This window comes from Bacteroidota bacterium, from assembly GCA_018816945.1.
Taxonomy (GTDB): domain Bacteria; phylum Bacteroidota; class Bacteroidia; order Bacteroidales.
Map to the genome: position 1 here is coordinate 1 of JAHIVC010000002.1, position 2,198 is coordinate 2,198.

Annotated in this window: 3 protein-coding genes; 2 read left to right on the forward strand and 1 reads right to left on the reverse strand. The window is 35.4% G+C overall.

Translation table 11 applies throughout. From position 1 onward, the window contains the following. The coding region (locus KKG99_00010) for a TRAP transporter large permease subunit (GenBank protein MBU1011358.1) at positions 1–255 on the forward strand (255 nt) is incomplete at its 5' end. Between the two features lie 142 nt (positions 256–397). On the opposite strand, the gene KKG99_00015 is transcribed toward KKG99_00010, so the two are convergent. After that, positions 398–1,567: an IS110 family transposase gene (locus KKG99_00015; protein MBU1011359.1), complete on the reverse strand. Its 1,170-nt coding sequence runs from the start codon at positions 1,565–1,567 to the stop codon at positions 398–400. A gap of 289 nt (positions 1,568–1,856) precedes the next feature. Here KKG99_00015 and KKG99_00020 point away from each other — a divergent pair, with 289 nt between their 5' ends. Then, positions 1,857–2,198, forward strand: coding sequence for a hypothetical protein (locus KKG99_00020; protein MBU1011360.1), 342 nt, complete (start codon positions 1,857–1,859; stop codon positions 2,196–2,198).

Genomic DNA, 2,198 nt, shown 5'->3' on the forward strand with positions numbered 1-2,198 from the left:
GTGGTTGCAGTTGGTGTTAACCCTATACACTTTGGGGTTATCATGGTTATGAATATGACTATGGGATTGATTACTCCGCCGTTAGGCATTAATTTATTTGTTGCACAAAGTATGGATAAACGAGTGGAATTTGGTGCTACGGTCAAGTGGATTGTTCCGCTTTTCTTGGCAGAATTAGTTATACTGATCCTTGTTACGTATGTTCCAAGTATTTCACTTGGCCTTGGGGAATGGTTATCAGGTTTTAAAGTTTAAATTAATACAAAATAGGAGACTAACTATTAAAAGTCAATAGATTTTAAAATAAAATTAGGGAATATTTTATTGCACAGCAAATAAACCTTTTCCGAAAATGAAAACGTAAAATTGTTTTTACAAATAAGTGACCACCACATCACTAAATAAGTTTAGCTGAATCAAATGATATATTGTTTGTTTCTAAAGTATAAATTACACGAATGAGTTTCTTTGCCACATGGGAAAGAGCAACCCGATGAGGCTTTCCTTCCAAACGTTTTTTGTGATAAAATTCAGCAAATGTTAGATTATGCAGAATTAATGGTAGGCAGCAATTCATTAGAGTGTAGCGAAGTATTGAAGAGCCACGTTTAACCATATGCCCAGTATGAGAGGAAATCCCGGATTGGTAGCATCCTGGCTCTAAACCGGCAAAAGAGAGCATGGCTGCCGGCCCTGAAAAGCGGCGAACATCTCCATACTCTGAAAGAATAATCGCAGCTGATAGTGGGCCAATACCAGGAATTGTCATGGTAGGACGCTTTAGTACAGTAACCAACGATACTATTTCGGACTCAAGCTTACAAATCTCTGAATCGAGATTTTGATGTAAAGATAAAAGAGTTGTAAGCTCGGATTCAAATATAGAATTAGATGCACCAACAGTATTTTTGGCAAGTTCCTTAAGTTTTATGAACTTTTGCAATGAAAATTTACCTCTGGAGATTTTGTGAAGGTCATTGTAAGAACGAGAATTCAAGGAAGCAATCCTACCAGCAGATGTATATTTTCTCAAAATAAAAAAAGCAGTTTTACTGAATTTGTTATTAAAAAACGGTTTGAATTCAGGGAAAGTATGGTCAAGGACATTTGTAATCTTAACTAGATAGAAGCTGCGCTGACGAACCAAAGAATCTCTCAAACGAGTTAATGACTTTAAGGAATACATGTGGTAAAATCCATTTGAATAGGGTTTGTACTCAACCGTCATTAACCAACGTGCAATAGACGCACAGTCGATTGCATCAGTCTTAGTTTTTCTAAGGGTTTGAGAATGATTAAATTTGCTCAGAAGAACCGCATTAAATTCCATGAAGCTGTAGTGGGTTTCCTCAAGGAATAGTTTAAGGTTCAGAGCATAATGACCGGTTGCTTCAAATCCTATTCTTATCTCCTGATTATGATCAAGGGAAGCAAGAACGGACAAAAGTTCATTAAAGCCATCTCTGGTATTTGAGAAAGTCAGGTCATTAAGAATAACATTACCTGTTTCAGTTGTAATGAAACAGTCATGTTTGTACTTTGCAATATCAATTCCAACAAAGTACATAAAAACACCTCCTTTAAAATGATTTTGCACTGAATGTTTTCCACAGATATTTCGGCTATGTAGTCTCGTAAATAAAAACGTCTGGCGTTAACTAACTGATTACCAATTAAGACGAAAAACTGTGGTCTGAGTCTCCTAATAACAGTCAAAGCCGTAATGAAATAGAAACAAATCCACAGTGCAAGATAATTATATATGGGTAATATCCCTTTGAAAATAAAAAACATAAAAGAAAGGAAAATATAATCCAATCATTTATAAAAGGATAATTAGATTATACGAGACTGAAATGAGTAATGAGAAAAAGAGGTATTATAGAAAACATGTTGAGCTTTTTTTGTTGTTGGATAAAATAAAATTGTGGCCTTCAAGAGCAGGGACACTTCATGGTATAAAAAAGATAGAAAAGAGAGGCGAGTATGCAGAAATCACAACGCATTGTGGAAAAACCTTTAAAATATATAATTCAAGCAGCTCAAGAGCGGCAAGATGGCTCAGGAACAAATGGGTAAATGAACCCTGCAAAGAATGCAAAATCCCTGGATGGAAGATTGAAAAATATTCCGAAACGGCCTTTGCTTCCCATTATGGAAGTGATCTGACAAATCAAAATGAGACGATACATAAATAA

What these genes read in the sequence shown, in the direction of transcription:
- KKG99_00020 (MBU1011360.1), top strand. Translation starts at nt 1,857, where the DNA reads ATGAGTAATGAGAAAAAGAGGTATTATAGAAAACATGTTGAGCTTTTT.
- KKG99_00015 (MBU1011359.1), bottom strand. Translation starts at nt 1,567, where the DNA reads ATGTACTTTGTTGGAATTGATATTGCAAAGTACAAACATGACTGTTTC.